Genomic DNA, 18,297 nt, shown 5'->3' with positions numbered 1-18,297 from the left:
TGATTTAAGTGAAATGATATTGACATATCGACCACGGCTACACCATGCTCTGGGAAGTGCCGGAACTTTGGCCACGTTTTGGAGGGATGATGCCGCGTATCGGGATGCAGGCCATCAAGGGCACGATCACACTCGCCCTGCCGCTGATCGCTCTGGCGATCTGTGCCGAGCTTTTCTTTCCGGCGGCCTTCGCGCGTCTGGCGACCCTGTATCTGATCTATGTAACCGCCGTTGTCGGCATGCAGATCTACAGCGGGAACTCCGGGATCATCTCGTTCGGTCACGCCGGTTTCATGGCATTGGGCGCCTATGGTTCATCGCTGCTGACGATCCAGCCTGCCATCATCTCGACCAGCCTGCCCAATCTGCCGGGATGGCTGGCGGCGATTGCCGGGGGGCAGCCGCTTTTCGTCGGGATGGCTGGCGCCTTGCTGGTTGTCGCCATTGTGGCGGCTCTGTTCGGTCTGCCGCTGGCGCGGTTGGGCGGGGCGGCGGCCTCGATCGCCACGCTGGGTTTCCTGGTCATCGTCCATGTCACGCTGGTGGCTTCGACCGACATCACCCGTGGCAGCCAGACCTTCTTCGGTGTGCCGCGGGGCGTCTCGGCCTTCCCCGCGCTCATTGTGGCAGTGACCGCCGTTGCCCTGGCCCGGACCTATCGCGGCACCAGGGGCGGGCTATCCCTTCGTGCCGCGCGCGAGGATGAAATCGCCGCGCTGGCCTGCGGCGTGAACGTCGTGCGCCAAAGGTTCGTGGCCTGGGTGTTGAGCGGTCTGGTTTCCGCATCCGCAGGTGTTCTTCTCGCCCATTTCCTTGGGGCTTTCTCGCCCAAGGATTTCTATTTCAACCTGACGTTCCTTCTGATGTCGATGCTGATCCTGGGCGGCATCTCGACAGTTTCGGGGGCGGTAGGTGGCACGGCCCTGATTGTGATCATGGTCGATCTCCTGCGCCGCCTGGAAGGCGGGGCCGAGGTCTTCGGCCTGCAATTGCCCGAGGTTTTCGGCCTGACCGACATCGGTGTCGGCCTCGTCATCCTTGCGGTGATGTATCGCCTGCGCGACGGTCTGTTCGGACTGCGCGAGGTGGATGAACGGCTTTTCCCCGAACCCGTCGTCCGGGCGAACGCTCCCCGGCAAACGCCCGTATCGGACGATGCGTTGATTTCCATCGAGGGCGTGGGCCGGCGATTTTCCGGCCTGGTGGCGCTGGAAGATGTCAGTTTCATTGTCCGTCCGGGCGTCGTGACCGGGCTGATCGGCCCGAACGGTGCGGGCAAGTCCACACTCATCAATGCCATTTCCGGGGTCGTCCCGCCCAGTTCCGGCCGCGTGCTGCTGAACGGAACGGATACCGCGCTTGTGCCGGTGAACGCGGTTCCCACGCTGGGTCTTGGCCGCACCTTCCAGAACATCCGCCTGTTTCGCAACCTGACGGTGCTGGAAAACGTCACCGTCGCCGCGGATGCCGTCGCCCGCCCTGGCGAGGACAGCCGCGCAGCCGCCATGGCTGCGCTGGCGATGGTCGGAATGCAGGACGATGCCAGCCGTCCCGCCAACTCGTTGCCCTATGGCGCCCAACGGCGGCTGGAAATCGCCCGCGCGCTTGCGCTTCGTCCGTCATTCCTGCTGCTCGACGAACCTGCGGCCGGAATGAACCCGGCCGAAACCGATGCCCTGATCGGGGTGCTGCGACAGATCCGTGCCGACCATCAGATCGGGCTTCTTGTGGTGGAACATGACCTGAAGCTGATCATGCGTCTGTGTGACCATATCGTCGTTCTCAACAAGGGGCAGATGATCGCCGAGGGAACGCCCGACGAAATCCGGGCCAATCCGGCCGTGATCGAAGCCTACATCGGCAAGCGCCGTGCTGCCGCCTGACTTTTCGTGCCAACCAACAGAGGAAGATCAACGATGAAGAAAAACAAGCTTGTGCTGCTTTCAGGCGCCTTCGCGGTGTTGGCAGCGACATCGGCGACGGCCGAGGACCTGGTCATCGGCCTTGCCACCGCCCAGACGGGCGGCCTGGCCCCCTATGACCAGCCGAACCTGGCCGGTTTGCAGATGAAGATCGACGAGATCAACGCGGCCGGGGGCATCGCCGGAAAATTCCCGATCAAGACCATCATCAAGGACACGCGGTCGGACTCGGCCCAAACCGCCCTTGTGGCGCAGGAACTGGTCGATGCCGGGGCGCAACTGATCATCACGCCCTGCGATGCCGACCCGTCGATCGCCGCCGGCATGATCACCCAGGCCGCCGGAATCCCGGCGATTTCCTTCTGCGCGACAACGCCGACACTGCCGCTTGCGGTCGGCGATTTCATGTTCTCGAACTATCCCGCCGACAATGTGCAGGCCACCATGCTGGCCGCCCATGCCGTCGAGAGCGGCTACAAGACCGCCTATATCCTGACCTCGCCCGACAGCGCCTACACCCTGAAACTGCCGCAGTATTTCGGCCAGGCGTTCACCGCCAAGGGCGGCGCCATCATGGGTGAAGGCACCTACTCGATCGGTCAGCAGGATTTCGGCGCGGAGGTGACCAAGATCGCCGCGATGGATCCCAAACCAGATGTCATCATGACTTCGGCCTACGAGCCTGACTTTCCGGCCTTCATCCGGCAACTGCGCGGGGCGGGCGTGACGACGCCGATCCTTGGTTCGGACGGAATCGACAGCCCGACGACATTCGGCCTGGGCGATCTGGTCGAAGGCGTCGTGTTCTCGACCGCCGGTCATGCCACCGCCGGCAGCCCCCTCGAAGCCTTCAACGCGAAGTGGACGGAAAAGACGGGCGCGGCCCCCGATACCATCTACATCGCGAACGGCTATGACCTTGGCAACGTCATCGAAGCCGCCGTCAGCGCCGCCGACAGCCTCGATCCTGCCGCCATCCGCGAAGGGATCGCCAATCTGGAAAACCTCCAGGGTGTGACCGGGACGATCTCTTACAAGGGCACCATGGGCATGCCGCTGCGCTCTGTCTCGCTGGTTCGGATCAAGGCCGGCGACCGGGAACTGGTCGCCCAGGGGCAGCCTGACCCGGCCGATATTCCGGCCCCGTGACCGACCTCATGGGTGGCCCGGGTCTGCCCGGGCCACCAGACCCCTCAGCATTGCAGGACCCCAATGACCGCGCCTGATGATACCCTTCTGCTGATCGAAGACCTGACCGTCAGCTACGGCGCGGTCGAGGCCGTTCGTGGCATTGACCTGACTGTCAGGCGGGGCGAAATCGTCACCCTTCTGGGTGCCAACGGGGCGGGAAAAAGCTCGACCCTGAATGCGATCGTCGGACTTGCGCCGCGCAAGGCCAGGCGGATGGAGTTTAGTGGCAGCGATCTTCAAGGTGTGCCGCCCGAGACCGTTGTCAGGCGTGGCTTGACGCTGGTTCCCGAAGGCCGCCGGGTGTTTTCGTCATTGACCGTGGACGAAAACCTGATGCTGGGCGGCGCGAAGCACGCAACACGAGGTGATCCGGCGGCGGTGAAGGCCGACATGCTGGAGCGGTTCCCCATTCTGGCCGAACGGCTGCATCAAAACGCAGGCTCGCTGTCGGGAGGCGAGCAACAGATGCTGGCCATTGCGCGCGCGCTGATGTCCTCACCCGATCTGCTGCTTCTGGATGAACCCTCTCTTGGCCTTGCGCCTCAGGTGGTGGACCAGATCTTTGACCTGATCGGCAGTCTGCGCGAACGTGGCCTGACTATCCTTCTGGTTGAACAGAACGTGGCGCAGTCGCTTGAAATCGCCGACCGCGGGTATGTCCTTGCGAATGGTCGGATCGAACTGCAGGGCAGTGCAGAAGAATTGCGCGCTTCACCGGAAATCCAAGACGCCTACCTGGGCGCTTAAGGCCAAGGACATCGCGATGGACATCTTTCTGCAGCAACTTCTGAACGCCCTCAGCCTTGGTGGGACCTATGCGCTTCTGGCGCTCGGTTTGGCCGTGGTCTTTTCGATCATCGGGCTCATAAACTTCGCCCATGGCGAACTGATGACCGTGACCGGATATGCGATCTGCTTCGCGCTGATCTGGGGCCTGCCCTTTCCCCTCGCGGTGATCGCAGGCCTTTCCGTCGCGATGGTGGCCGCCTTCCTGATGGAAAGGGTCGCCTTCCGACCCGTGCGCGGTGCATCCGGCACAACCCTTCTGCTGACCAGCTTTGCCGTCAGCGCCATCCTGCGGGTGCTGTTCCAGAACCTGATATCGGCCCGTCCCATCCCGGTTTCCATTCCCGCCTCGCTGTCCGGCGTCCTGACCGTCGGACCGCTGCACCTGGGCATGATCCAGCTGATCTCGATCATCGTGACACTGGTCATGCTTCTGGGACTTAACCTGTTTCTTCACCGCACGATGGCCGGCAGGGCGATGCGCGCGGCGGCCGAGGATTTCGCGGTGCTGCGCCTGATGGGCCTTCGCGCCAATTCGGTCGTGGCGACCGCCTTCGTGATCTCGGGCCTTCTGGCCGGGGTCGCGGGTTTGCTGTGGGTGGCACAGCGCGGCAGCGTCGATCCGCTGATGGGGGCACTGCCGGTGTTGAAAGCCTTCATCGCGGCGATCATCGGCGGACTTGGCAGCCTTTCCGGGGCCGTCGCCGGTGGCTTCCTTCTGGGCTTCATCGAGGTCATTCTGCAGGCCTATCTGCCCGAAAGCCTGCTTCCCTACCGCGATGCCTTCGCCATCCTTGTGGTCATCGCGGTCCTGTTGTTTCGCCCTCAGGGCCTTCTGGCGCGCAAGACGCTGGTCAAGCTTTGACAGGCTTGTCTGCTTGCCTTGCGGACAGGCCGTGAACGCCGGCGGGGGCTGTTGCGAAGGGGCGCGCCAGGCACGTCGCGCAAAGCCCTTGGCTTGGGCAATCCCTTCGATACCCCGGCAGGCGCAAAGCGCGAAGAACGCTTCGGACGCCTCGCACGATCTCTGTGGCAGTCGCGTCAAATGCTGGCGCGGCGCAGGTCGGGCGCGCCTCTGCCCATCGGCAGAAGGACAGGATTGCCGGGGACGATGCCCCGGCGCTTGCCCCGAAGCGCGATCCGTTCGGTTCAACCCGCAGAAACAACCCGTTTCCGCCTAAACATTTCCCCGACGACCTGCAGGCCACTGGCCAGGCGTCGTCCATATCCCGTCACGCCCGGGCCGGGAGGGGGCCACGGCCCGGAAACGGGAAGGGCGGGTGCGCCACGGTCTTTGCTCGCACCATCGCCGGGGTGCCGGCGGCGCATCCCCCCTGCCCCGCACGCCGACCGCACCGCTTACGAACCGGCCTTGATCCACACCGTCTTGAGCGCGGTGTACTTGTCGAAACTGTGGATCGACAGGTCGCGCCCGTGGCCGGATTGCTTGACCCCGCCGAAGGGCGTCATCGCGGACAGCGCATCGACCGTGTTCACCGAAACGGTGCCCACCTGCAGATTGCGCGACAGCCGCAGGGCACGGTCAATGTCACGCGTCCAGACCGAAGCCGCGAGGCCGTAGGCGGAGTCATTGGCCAGCCGCAGCGCCTCGGCCTCGTCGTCGAAGGGGATGACGGCCAGCACGGGGCCGAACACCTCGTCCCGGGCCAGTTCGCTGGCCGGATCCACCCGGTCAAAGATCGTGGGCGTGATCCAGGCGTCCGATCCGTCGCGCGTCACCCGTTCGCCGCCGCAGACAAGGCGGGCCGCAGCGTGGGCGCGTTCGATGAACCCCGCCACGCGTTCGGCATGGCCCCGGTCCACCATCGGCCCCATGTTCGTGCCCGGATCAAGCGGGTTGCCCTGCCGCACCGCCGCCGCCCGCGCGGCCAGCCGTTCGACCATCGCGTCATGCACCTCGCGATGGACCAGCAGGCGCGAATTGGCCGAACAGACCTCGCCCGCGTTGAAGAAGATGCCAAAGGCGGCCATGTCGGCGGCCCGATCCAGATCCGCGTCGGGAAAGATCAGGTTGGGCGACTTGCCGCCGGTTTCCAGCCAGACCTGCTTCATGTTCGACCGGCCGGCATAGGTTTGAAACAGCTTGCCCACCTCGGTCGATCCGGTGAAGGCGATCACGTCCACATCCGGGTGAAGGCCAAGCGCCATTCCCGCCTCGTGCCCGTATCCCGGCACCACGTTCAGCACCCCATCGGGCAACCCGGCCTCGGCCGCCAGTTCCGCAAGGCGAAGCGCCGACAGCGGCGATTGTTCGGCCGGCTTCAGCACCACGGAATTGCCGGTGGCCAGCGCGGGCGCCAGTTTCCACGTTGCCATGTCCAGCGGGAAGTTCCAGGGCACGACCGCGCCCACCACACCCAGAGGCTCGCGCCGGATCAGCGCCAGATCACCGGGGCCGGTGGGGGCGATCTCGTCATAAAGCTTGTCGACGGCTTCGGCATGCCACTGGAAGAAATGCGCCGATCCGGGGGCGTCGATGGTGCTGCTTTCGGCGATCGGCTTGCCCATGTCGAGCGTGTCGAGAAGCGCAAGTTCCGGCACGTTTTCCCGGATCAGCGCGGCAAGGCGCAACAGCACTTCCTTGCGTTCCGACGGCGACTTGCGCGACCAGCGGCCATCGTCGAACGCGGCGCGCGCGCTGGCCACGGCACGGTCCACATCGGCGGCGGTACCGCGCGCGACCTCGGTCAGGGTCTGGCCGGTGGCAGGGTTCACGGTGGCGAACCTGCCGCCCTCGGCCGCGTCGTGATATGCCCCGTCGATCCAGATGCGGTTGCGCAGCGTCAGGGCCGCAGCCCGCCCCTGCCATTCTACCAGCGTGTCGGTCATGACGTTCCTCCTGTTCGGGGGCAGGATAGGGGCCGTCATGGCAAGGGCAGATTCGGTTCTTCCGCCGCGCGGCTTAGCCTTAGCCTAATCCGGGCGCGGCGACAGGAGCGGCACCAGCAACGCGAACAGCTCTGCCTGCGAAGTGATCCCGCATCGGGCATAAAGCTGTTTGCGGAACACCTTGACCGTCTGCGCGCTGACCCCCATCCGCAGGCCGATCGACACTGTCGAATGTCCGCGCAGGATCAGAAGGGCGACCTCTGCCTGCCGGGGGGAAAGGTGGATCCCGTGCCGGTCCCGCACCGCCGCGACCAGCCGCGCCCCGGTGTCCTGCGCGGGGCCGCTTTGCGCCGAAAGCCCCTTCCAGTGCGCCTCGGCCAGGGAGGTGACGACAGGCGCGATCCGCATGACGGTTTCCACCTCGCGCGTGGTGAAAGGCTGGCCCGAGGTCGCGTCGCGGCCAAGGCAGATGTTGAAGGACAGGTCGGCCTGCGGATAGGCGACGAAGGTCAGTTCGTCCAGCAGGGTGGTCTGCTGGTAGTAGCCGCGAAAATACCGGCTGCGGTGAAAGGCATCCGGCGCGACGTCGCGCAACCGGTACGCACCCGCAGGCACCCGCTGCAGGTGAAGGTCGTGATAGGGATCCAGCAGATAGGCACCGGACAGATAGATCGTGTCCAGCTCGGCAAAGACCTGCGGGCTGTCGCAATGGCGATAGAACACGATCGGCGGGCCGCCGTCGCGATAGGCCAGGATGATGAGGTTGTCGAAGGGCACGCAGCGATGCAGCCAGCGGTGCAAGGCGCTTTCGAACCCTTTCAGCCCGACAGCGCGGATGCAATCGCCCAGGCTGGCTTCGGCGGTGTTCGGCAGGGCGTCCATCTGGCCTCGGGGGCTATACCTCTCTGGGGGTATATACCCCTTGGTTGGCGCTGTCCTAGCCTGATTTCAGGAAAACGGGGGGTATGGGTTGGGAGGCCGCCCCCGAAGCCGACAGGGAATACATGACCACAGCCGTCGACATCCGGCACGCGGTGAAGCGCTATGGCGACGTGACCGCGCTGCATGGCGTTTCGCTCGAGATCGCGGACAACGCCTTTTTCACGCTGCTTGGTCCGTCCGGCTGCGGCAAGACCACGCTGTTGCGGCTGATCGCCGGGTTCGAGGACCTGACCGAAGGCGAGATCCGGCTTTTCGGCAAGGACATCGCCCGCCTCGCGCCGAACCACCGACCGGTGAACACGGTGTTCCAGCAATACGCCCTGTTCCCGCATATGTCGGTGATCGACAACGTGGCCTTCGGGCTGAAGATGAAAGGCGTGCCTCCGGCCGAACGGCGCGACCGGGCGGGCCGGATGCTGGAGATGGTGCATCTGTCCGCCTTCGCCGACCGGCTGCCCGCGCAGCTTTCGGGCGGCCAGCAACAGCGCGTGGCGCTGGCCCGCGCGCTGGCCCCCGCGCCCCGCGTCCTGCTTCTGGACGAGCCGCTTTCGGCGCTGGATCTGAAGCTTCGGCAGGCGATGCGGGTGGAACTGAAATCGCTTCAGGAACAGACGGGCATCACCTTCATCTTCGTCACCCACGATCAGGAGGAAGCCCTGACCATGAGCGACCGCATCGCCGTGATGAGCGCGGGCCGGGTGCAGCAGGTTGGGGCCGCGCAGGACATCTACGAGGCGCCGATCAACCGTTTCGTGGCCGATTTCATTGGCGAGACGAACCTGTTGCCCGTCACCGTGGGCCAGATCGCGGCAGGCCGGGCCATGGCCGCGCTGGCCGACGGGCACCAGATTTCCTGCACCGCCCCCGAGGGCATCCGGCCCGGCGCACATCACGTCTCGATCCGGCCGGAACGGCTGCATCTGGCCCCGGCCGAAGGGGCCGATCTGGCCGCCACGGTCGAACGCGTGATCTACAAGGGCAATGACCTGCAACTGGTCGCGCGCAGCGCAAGCGGCGAAGAGCTGAACGTGCGGCTGCCCAATTCCGCCCGAACCGACATCCCCGCCCCCGGCGCCCGCGTCGGCCTGACGATAGAGGAAGGCGCCGCGCGCCTTCTGGTGGACTGATGGCGGGGCCGGTGGCGGGCAAGGGCAGCGCGGCGGGCGCGGATTATCGCGGCATCGTCGGCCCGCTGTTGCTGCCCACATGGGTGGTGATCGGCATCTTCCTTGTCATCCCCGTCGGGTTGATGGCGACCTATTCCTTTCTGACAAAGGAATTCCGCGGCGGGGTGATCTGGGATTTCACGCTGGCCGCCTATGACCAGTTCTTCCTGAACCGAGGGCTGTTCGGGGACGAGCCGCCTTCGATCGAATGGACCTATCTCGGCATCTTCTGGCGGTCGATCTGGCAGGCCGGGGTGGCCACGCTGATCTGCCTGATCGTGGGATTTCCCACCGCCTGGTTCATCGCCACGCGCCCCGAACGGACGCGACCGATCTGGCTGTTCCTGATCACCATCCCCTATTGGGTCAACCTTCTGATCCGCACCGTCAGCCTGAAATTCCTGATCCGCGAAAACGGCCCCCTGAACGAGGCGCTGATGGGCATCGGCCTGATCGACACGCCGCTGCCCCTGGTCAACACCAACCTCGCGGTGCAACTGGGGTTGTTCTACAGCTACCTGCCCTTCATGGTGCTGCCGATCTATGCCGCGGTCGAACGCTACAACTTTGCCCTGACCGAGGCCGCGCATGACCTGTACGCCAGCCGCTGGGTCACCCTGCGCGAGATCGTCATCCCGGCCGTCAAACCCGGCATCGTGGCAGGCTGCATCCTGGTCTTCGTGCCCTCGCTCGGCGCGTTTTTGGCACCCGACCTTCTGGGCGGGGCCAAGACCTTCATGATCGGCAGTCTGATCGACGAACAGTTCAAGGGCAGCCAGGGCAACTGGCCCTTCGGCGCGGCGGCAGCGATGATCCTGATGACGCTGGTGATGCTGGTCCTGATCCTTTACGCCCGCGCCGCGGCCCGGTCGGAGGCACGCTGATGGACCTGCGCCGCTATCCCGGGTTCCTGGCCGTCACCATCGCCTGCCTGGTGATCCTTTACGCGCCATTGATCGTGGTCACGATCTACAGCTTCAACGGGTCCACCTCGATCACCACCTGGGGCGGGTTCTCGTGGCGCTGGTATGCCGATGTGTTCACCGGGCCCGAGGCGCCACGCTTCAAGGCCGCCGCCTGGAACTCGCTGACCATCGCGCTGATCGCGGCCACGACCGCCACGGCGATCGCCACGGCGGCGGCGCTGGCCATGGTGCGGGGCGGGCGCTTTCGCGGCAAGCAGGCGACCTTCGCGCTGATCAACCTGCCGCTGATGGTGCCCGAGATCGTCATCGCCGTGGCCACGCTGATCTTTTTTGCCACGATCGGGCTGACCACCGGCTATCTGACCATCGTCATCGCCCACATCACCTTTTGCATCCCCTTCGCCTATCTGCCGATCGCGGCGCGCATGCAGGGGATCGAGGCGCATTACGAACAGGCAGCCCGCGACCTTTACGCGACCCGCTGGCAGGCGTTCCGGCTGATCCTGCTGCCCTTGATGGTGCCGGGGATCATCTCGGGCTACCTGTTGGCCTTCATCATCTCGCTGGATGATTTCATCATCACGAATTTCGTGAAGGGCGCGGGCATGGAAACCCTGCCCACCGCGATCTTCGGATCGGTGAAACAGGGAATCAAGCCCAACATCATGGCCATTTCCACGATTATGCTGGCGCTTTCGGCCCTGATCGTCACGCTGTCGTATTTCATCAACCGAAGCGGGCAGAAGGCCCGCGCCTGACCACCCCCAACAAGGAGAGACCCATGAAGAAACTGATCCTGTCCTCCACCGCCCTGGCCCTCCTGGCCGGCGCGGCCCATGCCGAGGGAAAGCTTTCGGTCTATCACTGGTTCGAGTACATCCCGCAGGAACTGGTGGACAAGTTCACCGCCGAGACGGGCATCGAGGTGACAATCGACACCTACGATTCGAACGAGGCGATGCTGGCCAGCCTGAAGGCCGGCAAGATGGGCCAGTATGACGTGGCCGTGCCGGGCGACTATATGGTGGAAATCATGGCCGGCGAAGGGCTGCTTGACAGCTTCGCCCCGGCGGATCTGCCGAACTTCGGCAACATCGCCCCGCAATGGCTGGACGTGCCCTTCGATCCGGGCCGCAAATCCTCGATCCCCTATCAGTGGGGCTCGACCGCGTTTTCGGTGAACCGCGACGTCTATCAGGGCGACATCAACACCCTGGCGATGATCTTCGACCCGCCCGAGGAACTGCGCGGCAAGATCAACGTGCTCGACAGCCAGGGCGAGGTGCTGGCACTGGCCTCGATCTACATGGGCATCCCGCAATGCAACACGGATCGCGAACAGCTCAAGGCGTTGAACGACATGCTGATCAACGCCAAACAGCACTGGGCCTCGTTCGGCTCTGACACGGCCAAGGACGTGCTTGTCTCGGGAGATGCGGCGGCAGGCATGATCTACAACGGCTTTTCCGCCAAGGCCCGCGCCGAGGGGGCGAATGTCGAGTACGCCTATCCCAAGGAAGGTTTCGTCGTCTGGATGGACAATGTCGTTCTGCTGAAAGACGCGCCCAACCGTGACAACGCCCTGAAATTCATGAACTTCCTTCTTGACCCGGAAAACGCCGCCGCCGTCACGAACTATGCCGCCTATACCGCGGGCGTGACCGGGGTGGAACCGTTCCTGGATGACGCGATCAAGAACAGCCCCGAAAACAACCCGCCCGCCGATGCGCCCGCGGGATCGTTCATCGCTGTCTGCGACGAGGAAACCCAGAAACTTTACGACGCGATCTGGACCAACCTGAAGAAGTGAGCCGATCAGCGGGGGGGCGGCGTGCCCGCCCCCCCTTCCCCTCGGTTCTGACGCCCGCCGGGCGAAGGAGGACGCATGCCTTTCATTCTGGCACAAATATCCTGCGGGGGTCCGGGGCTGCAAAACCCCCGGCGCTTGCCGTGAGGATCGCGCTCTGGCAGGGGCCTTCGCCCGCGGGGAACGTGGCAGCGGGCGTCGCGGCGCTCGTCCCGATGATCCGCGCGGCCGGGGCCGCGGGGGCCAGCGTGCTGGTCGCCCCCGAAGTCTGGCTGCCCGGCTACAACCATGGCCAGGTCGCGCAAAAGGCCCTTGCCGCCACCGCCCCCGCACTGGATGAACTGGCGGCGGCCTGCCGCGCAGCGGGCTGCGGCCTTGTTCTGGGCTATGCCGAAGCGGCCGACGGTGCCGTCTGGAATTCGGCGGTCTTTCTGGACGCCGCCGGGGCGCGCGTTGCCAACTACCGCAAGATCCAGCTCTACGGCCCGCGTGAACGCGCTCTCTATCGCGCCGGTGATGCTTATGTGACCTTCGACCTGGACGGTCGGCGGGCCGCGCTTCTGATCTGTTACGACATCGAATTCGCACCCCATGTGGCAGCATTGGCCGCGCAGGGCGTGGATCTGATCCTTGTTCCCACCGCCAACATGGCCCCCTTCACCCATGTGGTGCGCGCCACTGTCCCCGCCATGGCCGCGAATTACGGCCTGTCCATCGCCTATGCCAATTACTGCGGGTCCGAGGGCGACCTGACCTATGTCGGCGGCAGCCTGATCGCCGGCCCGCACGGAGAGGTGCTGGCCCAGGCGGGGGATCATCCCGCCCTTCTGGTCGCCGACCTTCCGCCGCGCGATCCCGCGCGCCTGTCCACCCAGCTGCAAGACTTCCGCAAGGTGCAAGATGCCCCGTGATCCGCGTTACGATATCCTGTTCGAGCCTGTCCGCATCGGCCCCAAGGTGGCGAAGAACCGCTTCTTCCAGGTGCCCCATTGCAACGGCGGCGGCTATCGCGACCCGTCCGCCGTGGCCGAGATGCGGCGCGTGAAGGCCGAAGGCGGCTGGGGCGTGATCTTCACCGAACAGGTAGAGATCCATCACACCTCCGAAATCACCCCCTTCATCGAACTGCACCTCTGGGACGACCGCGACATCCCCGCGCTGGCCCGCATGTCGGAGGCGATGAAAAGCCACGGCGCCCTGGCCGGCATCGAACTGGCCTATTCCGGGATCAACGGCCCCAACCTTTACAGCCGCGAGGTGCCATTGGCCGTCAGCGGCGGACCGATCCTGACCTTCACATCAGACCCGGTGCAGGCCCGCACGATGGACCGCGAAGACATCCGCGACCTGCGCCGCTGGTTCCGCAACGCCTTTGTCCGCAGCCAGCGCGCGGGCTTCGACATCGTCTGCCTTTACGGCGCGCATGGCTTTGGCATCCTTCAGCATTTCCTGTCGCGCGCCACCAACCACCGGACCGACGAATACGGCGGCAGCCTGGAAAACCGCGCGCGGTTCGTCCGCGAGGTGATCGAGGAGGGCCGCGAGGCGACGAAGGGCGAAATGGCCATATCGCTGCGCCTGTCGCTGCACGAGGCGGGCAAGATGGGCTTTTCCAACGCCGAGGTGCGCGATTTCATCGAAATGCACGGCGACTTGCCCGATCTGTGGGATCTGGCCCATGGCACATGGGAACAGTGTTCCGGCACCTCGCGGTTCAAGCCCGAGGGCGCGCAGGAAGATCTGGTCAAGGGGATCAAGGATCTGACGCCGCGCCCGGTGGTGGGGGTCGGGCGATTTACCTCGGCCGATGCGATGGTGCGCCAGGTGAAATCCGGCATCCTCGATTTCATTGGCGCGGCGCGGCCCTCCATCGCCGATCCGTTCCTGCCGAAAAAGATCGAGGAAGGCCGCTTCGAGGACATCCGCGAATGCATCGGCTGCAACATCTGCGTCTCGGGCGACATGACGCAGGGCATCAGCCGCTGCACGCAGAACCCCGCCTTCATGGAGGAATGGCGCAAGGGCTGGCACCCCGAACGCGCCCGGCCCAAGGGCGCGTCGGACAGCGTGCTGATCGTGGGCGCAGGCCCCGCGGGGCTGGAAGCCGCCCGTGTCCTGGGTCAGCGCGGCTATCGCGTGGCCCTGGCCGAGGCGGGCACGTCACTGGGTGGACGGGTCACGCGGGAACGCGCGCTGCCGGGCCTTGCGGCCTGGGGCCGGGTCGCCGACTACCGGACGGGACAGATCGCGCCGATGCCCAATGTCGAGGTCTATTTCGACAGCCGCCTGACGGCAGAGGACATCCTCGGCATGGGGTTTGACCATGTTGCGATCGCCACGGGCGCCACATGGCGGCGCGATGCGGTGGCGCGCCATCACCTGTTCCCGATCCCGACCGATCCCGCGATGCCCGTCCTTACCCCCGACGACCTGATGGCGGATGGCGGCCCCTCGGGTGGGTGTGTGGTGATCTATGACGACGATCATTTCTACATGGGGTCGGTTCTGGCCGAACTGCTGATCGCGCGCGGCTGCGAGGTGCATGTCGTCACCCCCGCCACCAAGGTCGCGGAATGGACGGAAAACACGCTGGAACAGGGCATCATCCAGGCCCGCCTGATGGAGGCCGGCGTGCACCTGCACCTGTCCCGGGCGCCCGTCGCCATCGGCGCGCGGGCCGTCACCCTGGCCTGCACCTGGACCGGACGCGAAGCCGACCTGCCCGCCGATGCGGTGCTGATGGTCACCAGCCGCACGCCGGACGACGGCCTTTACCTGGACCTGAAGGCGCGCGACTGGCGGGGTGCCGGCATCCGCAGCCTGAAGGTGATCGGCGACGCCGCCGCCCCTGGTCCCATCGCCTGGGCCACCTATTCCGGGCGCCGCTATGCCGAAGAGATGGACGCCGAGGACATCGGCGACGCGCTTCCCTTCCGGCGCGAGATCGCGGAACTTCTGTGACCTCGGTCGGACGGTTGGCCGTAGGCCGCGTGACTTGCGGCCGTGCGTCGCGGTCAGCGGCCGTCGCGGCCGGACCGGGCGCCCGGTCTGGCCCGCGCCTTCAGCGATCCGCCAGATAGTCGGCCGAGACATAGCCCGTCATGCCGGGCGCATCGGCAAGCGACACGCGGCACCAGAGCTGGCCCGATTCCGTCACGCAATCGCGCCGGATCACTTCGGTGCCGTCGGGCAGGCCAAGCAGCACCCTGAACCCGAGGCCCGGCCCCGCCCGCAGCTTCAGAAGGTCATCGGGCCCGGCACGTTCCACCACCGTGCGGTTGCCCGGCGCACCAACGCAACCGGCAGAAAGCGTGAGGCACAGGAGTGCGACGACAGTTCGGACCATGATGGCAACCTCGTTCCTTCGACTTGCCTTTTGCCCTGTTGCGCGGGCCAAGGCAATTCCGGGCGCGCGATTTCTGCGTCGTCCGGGCCTGTCGCCGCCGGGATGGCGCGGCAAGATGGCCAATCATTCCTGACCAGACAGCTGCATGCGCCGGATGGCCAGCCAGCTGGCCAGCGCCATCGCCCCCGCCGTCGACAGGCAAAGGGGAAGCCCCCCGATCTGATAGCTGAGGCCGGACAGAAGCGTGCCGGTCAGCCTCCCCGCCGCATTGGCCATGTAGTAGAACCCCACATCCCGCGTGATCCGTTCGGCCGATCCGAAGGCGAGGATCAGGTAGGAATGGACCGAGGAATTGACCGCGAAGACGAAGCCGAACAGCAGCAGGCCCGCAATCAGCGTGGCGGTCAGCCAGGGGGCGGGGCCACCCGCCAGCCATGCCGCCCCGGCCAGAAGGAAGGGGATCGGCACCAGAAGCCCCGCCCAGAGGACGGCCTTTCGCGTCGTTTCGGCCAAGGGCTGGCCCTTCGCGCCCAGAAGGCGTGGGGCGACGGCCTGCACCGCGCCATAGGCGATGATCCAGAGCGCGAGGAAACCGCCGATCAGGAAGAAGGCCTCGCGCCGCCCTTCGGCGGTGCCGTCGGACAGGATCGCCTGGAAATAGACCGGGATGCCCACCACGAACCAGACGTCGCGCGCGCCGAAAAGGAACATCCGGGCGAGGGAGAGCCGGTTCACCCGCGCATCCTTCGACCTCCAGCCCCGCCATGCCTCGTCGGCCTTCATGCGGCCCGGAAGGCCTGCGGGCAGGAACAGGACGACGGTGGCAAGGATCGCCGCCAGCACCGCCGCCATGCCCCAGACGGCCGCCTGGAACCCCGCCAGCGCCAGAAGTGCTGCACCAAGGAAAAAGCCCGCGCCCTTCACCGCGTTCTTCGATCCGGTCAGCAGCGCGACCCAGCGGAACAGGCCGCCGTCCTCTGCTGGCGCCAGCAGCTTCACGGCGGATTTCGACGACATCTTGGCCAGGTCCTTGGCCACGCCCGACACCCCTTGCACCGCCATCACGAAGGTGACCGAGGCGGCGATACCCCAGGAGGGGTCAAGCGCTGCCAGCGCGGCCAACGCGCCGATCTGCAGGGCCAGCCCGCCGTAAAGCGTGGCGGCAAGGCCGAACCGGGCGGCCAGCCACCCCGCCGCAAGGTTCGTGACGATGCCGGCGACTTCATACAGAAGGAACAGCCAGGCCAGTTGGACCGGCGAAAAGCCGAGGCTGTTGAAGTGCAAGAGCACCAGCATCCTGAGCGCGCCGTCCGACAGCATGAAGGCCCAGTAGGCCGCCGTGACGGCGGCATAGGCGCGGAACGGGTTCAAGGCGGTCATCGGGCGGTCCTTTGGCCGGCGAAGAGGCGGGGGGCTGTCTGCCCCCCGCACCCCCCGAGGGTATTTCGATCAGGTTGAAGCGGATCAGAGACCTTGTGCGACCATCCGCGCGATATCGGCGAGGCGACAGGCATAGCCCCATTCGTTGTCATACCAGGCGTAGATCTTCACCTGCGTGCCGTTGATGACCATGGTGGAGGGGCCATCGACGATCGAGGAGCGCGGATCGTTGGTGAAGTCGCAGGACACCAGCGGCCGCGTCTCATAGCCGAGGATGCCCTTCAACGGGCCTTCGGCGGCGGCGGCGAAAAGCGCGTTGACCTCCTGGGCCGTGGTCGCCCGTTCCACCTCGAAGACGCAATCGGTGAGGGAGGCGTTCAAGAGCGGCACGCGCACCGCATGGCCGTTCAGCCGGCCCTTGAGTTCGGGATAGATCAGCGTGATCGCGGTGGCCGATCCCGTTGTCGTCGGGATCAGGTTCATCAGGGCCGAGCGCGCGCGGCGCATGTCCTTGGCGGGGCGGTCCACGATGGTCTGGGTGTTCGTCACGTCATGGATCGTGGTGATCGACCCGTGCCGGATGCCAAGCGCCTCGTGGATCACCTTGACCACCGGGGCGAGGCAGTTCGTCGTGCAGGAGGCCGCCGTGACCAGCGCCTGAGACCCGTCGTAGAGGTGATGGTTCACCCCGTAGACGAGGTTCAGCGCGCCGCCATCCTTGACCGGGGCGCTGACGACCACCTTCTTCACCCCGGCGGCGTAATAGGGCGCGACCTTGGCGGCGGTCTTGAAGACGCCCGTGCAGTCGATGACCAGATCGACGCCCAGGTCCGCGAGTGGCAGCGCCTCGATGGTCTTCTCATGGCAAAGCCGGATGGCGCGGTCATCCAGCACCAACGCGCCTTCGCCTGCGGCGACAGGCGTGCGCCAGCGGCCGTGGACAGAGTCGAACTCCATCAAGAGCGCGTGCTGTTCGGCGTCGCCAGCGGGGTCGTTCAGAAGGACGATCTCGCCGCCGCTGCCTGCGTCGATCAGGTCGCGCAGGACGAGTTTTCCGATGCGGCCAAGGCCGTTCAGGGCAATGCGTGGCATGGGATCAACCTTTCTCGACCGTGAATGCGTCAAGGCCAATGGCATCGACGCGGGACTGGAGCGACATCCGGCTGAGGCTTGCGAAGGGAAGCTCGACGAAGGCCGCGATCCGGCGGCGGAGCGCGGCATAGGTCTGGGCGAAGACCAGCGCCCTTTCGGCATCCGTGCAGGTGGCCTTGACTGGGTCGGGCAGACCCCAGTGGCCGGTGATCGGCTGGCCGGGCCAGGGCGGGCATTCCTCGGCCGCGGCCGTGTCGCAGACGGTGAAGACGAAATCCATGACGATGCCGCCCGGCTGCTGGAATTCGGAAATATGCTTGGACCGCAGGCCGGAGGTGTCGTGCCCGTTGCGCCGCAGCACGTCCAGCGCGAAGGGGTTCAACGCCGTGTTGGGGCGGGTGCCCGCCGAAAACGCCTGAAACCGGCACTTGCCCAGATCGCGCAGAAGCGCCTCGGCAAAGATCGAGCGGGCGGAATTGCCCGAACAGATGAAGAGCACGGCGAAATCGGTATCGGGGGGGGTCGGGTCCATTTGGGCGCTGTCCTTCGGGGCCGATAGCAAGGGGGCAAGAAGATCGGGCCGGGCGCGGCCCACGTCGAGCGCGAGATAGCCGATCAGGCCCTCGGTCGCGTCAAGATCAACGGCGTAGAACAGCGACCGCCCCTGCCGCCGGACGCCGACAAGGCCCGAAGCGGTCAGGTCGGCCAGATGATGCGACAGGGTGTTCTGCTTCAGGCCAAGCGCCTCGGCGATCTCGGTCGGGCGCACGCCTTGCGGGGCGAAGCGCATCAAGAGGCGAAACACGGCCAGCCGGCCGGGATGGCCGAGCGTGGCAAAGGCATGGGCGGCGCGATTCTGTTCCATATTTCCAGTACTACGGAAATATAA

16 protein-coding genes are annotated in these 18,297 nt (G+C 65.7%); 10 read left to right on the top strand and 6 right to left on the bottom strand.

The window, feature by feature from the left end; all coding sequences use genetic code 11:
- Positions 1 to 89 precede the first annotated feature (89 nt).
- The 4 genes from E7811_RS15070 (at position 90) to E7811_RS15055 (ending at position 4,764) form a co-directional block, all read left to right on the top strand.
- Entirely contained in the window at positions 90 to 1,883 is a 1,794-nt protein-coding gene (locus tag E7811_RS15070; RefSeq protein WP_136395597.1) for a branched-chain amino acid ABC transporter ATP-binding protein/permease, read from the top strand.
- A 33-nt stretch (positions 1,884 to 1,916) separates the two neighbouring features.
- On the top strand, positions 1,917 to 3,071 hold the full coding sequence (locus tag E7811_RS15065; RefSeq protein WP_136395480.1) for an ABC transporter substrate-binding protein: 1,155 nt from the start codon (positions 1,917 to 1,919) through the stop codon (positions 3,069 to 3,071).
- Between the two features lie 63 nt (positions 3,072 to 3,134).
- On the top strand, positions 3,135 to 3,860 hold the full coding sequence (locus tag E7811_RS15060) for an ABC transporter ATP-binding protein (protein ID WP_136395479.1): 726 nt from the start codon (positions 3,135 to 3,137) through the stop codon (positions 3,858 to 3,860).
- A gap of 16 nt (positions 3,861 to 3,876) precedes the next feature.
- Positions 3,877 to 4,764 carry a branched-chain amino acid ABC transporter permease gene (locus tag E7811_RS15055; protein WP_168733048.1) on the top strand — a complete coding sequence of 296 codons (888 nt, stop codon included), beginning with the start codon at positions 3,877 to 3,879 and terminating at the stop codon, positions 4,762 to 4,764.
- 494 nt (positions 4,765 to 5,258) lie between these two features.
- Here the strand turns inward: E7811_RS15055 and E7811_RS15050 are convergent, their stop codons facing one another.
- A complete protein-coding gene (locus E7811_RS15050; RefSeq protein WP_136395478.1) occupies positions 5,259 to 6,749 on the bottom strand; it encodes an aldehyde dehydrogenase in 1,491 nt (496 codons plus the stop codon).
- An 84-nt stretch (positions 6,750 to 6,833) separates the two neighbouring features.
- Entirely contained in the window at positions 6,834 to 7,631 is a 798-nt protein-coding gene (locus tag E7811_RS15045; protein WP_136395477.1) for a helix-turn-helix transcriptional regulator, read from the bottom strand.
- Between the two features lie 122 nt (positions 7,632 to 7,753).
- Here E7811_RS15045 and E7811_RS15040 point away from each other — a divergent pair, with 122 nt between their 5' ends.
- From E7811_RS15040 to E7811_RS15015, 6 genes are all read left to right on the top strand, one after another.
- Positions 7,754 to 8,818, top strand: coding sequence for an ABC transporter ATP-binding protein (locus E7811_RS15040; protein ID WP_136395476.1), 1,065 nt, complete (start codon positions 7,754 to 7,756; stop codon positions 8,816 to 8,818).
- Positions 8,818 to 9,741, top strand: a complete 924-nt coding sequence (locus tag E7811_RS15035; RefSeq protein WP_136395475.1) for an ABC transporter permease — start codon at positions 8,818 to 8,820, stop codon at positions 9,739 to 9,741. The genes E7811_RS15040 and E7811_RS15035 overlap by 1 nt, the downstream gene beginning before the upstream one ends.
- Positions 9,741 to 10,541 carry an ABC transporter permease gene (locus E7811_RS15030; protein WP_136395474.1) on the top strand — a complete coding sequence of 267 codons (801 nt, stop codon included), beginning with the start codon at positions 9,741 to 9,743 and terminating at the stop codon, positions 10,539 to 10,541. Before E7811_RS15035 ends, E7811_RS15030 begins: the two co-directional genes overlap by 1 nt.
- Positions 10,542 to 10,564: 23 nt before the next feature.
- On the top strand, positions 10,565 to 11,593 hold the full coding sequence (locus E7811_RS15025; protein ID WP_136395473.1) for an extracellular solute-binding protein: 1,029 nt from the start codon (positions 10,565 to 10,567) through the stop codon (positions 11,591 to 11,593).
- Positions 11,594 to 11,733: 140 nt separating this feature from the next.
- Entirely contained in the window at positions 11,734 to 12,501 is a 768-nt protein-coding gene (locus E7811_RS15020) for a nitrilase-related carbon-nitrogen hydrolase (RefSeq protein ID WP_136395472.1), read from the top strand.
- On the top strand, positions 12,491 to 14,551 hold the full coding sequence (locus tag E7811_RS15015; protein WP_136395471.1) for an oxidoreductase: 2,061 nt from the start codon (positions 12,491 to 12,493) through the stop codon (positions 14,549 to 14,551). Before E7811_RS15020 ends, E7811_RS15015 begins: the two co-directional genes overlap by 11 nt.
- A gap of 100 nt (positions 14,552 to 14,651) precedes the next feature.
- Here E7811_RS15015 and E7811_RS15010 read toward each other — a convergent pair whose 3' ends face one another.
- The 4 genes from E7811_RS15010 to E7811_RS14995 all read right to left on the bottom strand — a co-directional run bounded on the left by E7811_RS15010 (position 14,652) and on the right by E7811_RS14995 (position 18,273).
- Positions 14,652 to 14,936: an SH3 domain-containing protein gene (locus E7811_RS15010; protein WP_136395470.1), complete on the bottom strand. Its 285-nt coding sequence runs from the start codon at positions 14,934 to 14,936 to the stop codon at positions 14,652 to 14,654.
- Between the two features lie 123 nt (positions 14,937 to 15,059).
- The gene (gene arsJ / locus E7811_RS15005; RefSeq protein WP_136395469.1) at positions 15,060 to 16,316 is read right to left on the bottom strand and encodes an organoarsenical effux MFS transporter ArsJ; all 1,257 of its coding nucleotides are present in this window, start codon (positions 16,314 to 16,316) and stop codon (positions 15,060 to 15,062) included.
- A gap of 84 nt (positions 16,317 to 16,400) precedes the next feature.
- Positions 16,401 to 17,408, bottom strand: coding sequence for an ArsJ-associated glyceraldehyde-3-phosphate dehydrogenase (locus tag E7811_RS15000; protein ID WP_136395468.1), 1,008 nt, complete (start codon positions 17,406 to 17,408; stop codon positions 16,401 to 16,403).
- Between the two features lie 4 nt (positions 17,409 to 17,412).
- On the bottom strand, positions 17,413 to 18,273 hold the full coding sequence (locus tag E7811_RS14995) for a metalloregulator ArsR/SmtB family transcription factor (protein WP_136395467.1): 861 nt from the start codon (positions 18,271 to 18,273) through the stop codon (positions 17,413 to 17,415).
- Positions 18,274 to 18,297: the final 24 nt, after the last annotated feature.

The organism is Aliigemmobacter aestuarii (genome assembly GCF_004799285.1).
Lineage (GTDB): Bacteria > Pseudomonadota > Alphaproteobacteria > Rhodobacterales > Rhodobacteraceae > Aliigemmobacter > Aliigemmobacter aestuarii.
This window is presented reverse-complemented; position numbering and strand designations above follow the sequence as displayed.